Here is a 1,206-nt window from a genome sequence, read left to right on the forward strand (position 1 = left end):
ATGTTAATTAAAAAGAAAGGCTCTGGCCGAGGTTCCGGCAGGATTTTGTGCGGGCCTCTTGACGTGGGGAGTCATACCAACGCCTTTAGCTGCGGCGAGCGATAGCGAGTCCAGCCCCGGGGCTTTTTCCGGGGCGAGGCAGGCTAAACTTGTTAGAGTTGATTGAATACTTTTGCTGCATTGTTCTTAATTGATTCCTGGCAAAGCTCAGACTCTACGCATTGTTTAAGTTGAATTTGAAGAGACACGGACAAACTGCTTAAAGTTTCCCTAGCCTGAATAACATTGCCATGATCAATATCTTTGATTGCTTCGCTAACCAGCGAGCGATCTATTAAAGCTTGACCAGCAGTGCTAGACAACCACCTTGCCGTAGTATCTTTATTAGCAACTGAGTAACCGTAACCACCACCAATTAAAAAGGCTACGACTACTAGAATAACAATGGAGATTGCCTTTAATTTCTTTTTCATATTTTTACTCTAACGCTTTTAGCTGCGGCCGAGCGCAGCGAGGTCCAGCCCAAGGTTCCCTTGGGCGATGCAGGCTAAACTGGTTATGATTAACTTCCCCATTTATGTGCCCCAGATATAAACCAGCCTTTATCATTTTTGTCGAAATAGTAGGTAAAGCCTTCTTGGTTTTCTCTGCTTTCGAGCTTACCAGCCATTACATCTAAGCACTTGGGTGACCAGAAACTCATATATACGATAGTTTGGCCCTCTAATAAGGAAATGATTTTCGGCATTTCTTGGGACAAAAATTCTGGAGTAACACCTAATACTGGAAAGTGAGCTTTGGGCTTTCGGAATTCCTCACAGGCTTGAGAGGCCCCTGATAAAAGTAGTAGGAATACAATAAGCACACCTTTATACATTTTTACTTCCTTGATCATAGACATAATGACTCCCCACGTCCCAAAAGAGTGCTGACCTCCTATCGTGGGTTAGCAAAGCCAGAGCCATAATATATGTGTCATACCATATAAGCGGAGGCCAGCACCATGAAAAACAATACCATAATTTTTGTCGGATTGGACACCCATAAGGAGTTCACCGAAGTCGCATATTGCGAAGATCAACGAGGCTCAGAAGTAAAGCATCTCGGAAGAGTTTCTTCAGCCAAAGTATCACTTACCAAGATGGCAAGACAGTTTGAAAGCAAATACCCGCAGGCTACCCTGCATTTTGTTTATGAAGCAGGCCC

The 1,206-nt window shown here is 43.9% G+C and carries 2 protein-coding genes and 1 pseudogene; 1 reads left to right on the top strand and 2 read right to left on the bottom strand.

Going from position 1 to position 1,206, the window contains the following annotated elements:
* Window positions 1–152 precede the first annotated feature (152 nt).
* Window positions 153–473: a hypothetical protein gene (locus tag A3735_RS21300; protein WP_068634255.1), complete on the bottom strand. Its 321-nt coding sequence runs from the start codon at window positions 471–473 to the stop codon at window positions 153–155.
* An 89-nt stretch (window positions 474–562) separates the two neighbouring features.
* The gene (locus A3735_RS21305) at window positions 563–901 is read right to left on the bottom strand and encodes a hypothetical protein (protein WP_068637917.1); all 339 of its coding nucleotides are present in this window, start codon (window positions 899–901) and stop codon (window positions 563–565) included.
* A gap of 102 nt (window positions 902–1,003) precedes the next feature.
* On the opposite strand from A3735_RS21305, the pseudogene A3735_RS21310 reads away from it, so the two are divergent.
* Window positions 1,004–1,206 (top strand): annotated as a pseudogene (locus A3735_RS21310) (IS110 family transposase); the annotation flags it as partial.

This window comes from Oleiphilus sp. HI0061 (assembly GCF_001635675.1).

What these genes read in the sequence shown, in the direction of transcription:
- A3735_RS21300 (WP_068634255.1), bottom strand. Translation starts at nt 473, where the DNA reads ATGAAAAAGAAATTAAAGGCAATCTCCATTGTTATTCTAGTAGTCGTA.
- A3735_RS21305 (WP_068637917.1), bottom strand. Translation starts at nt 901, where the DNA reads ATGTCTATGATCAAGGAAGTAAAAATGTATAAAGGTGTGCTTATTGTA.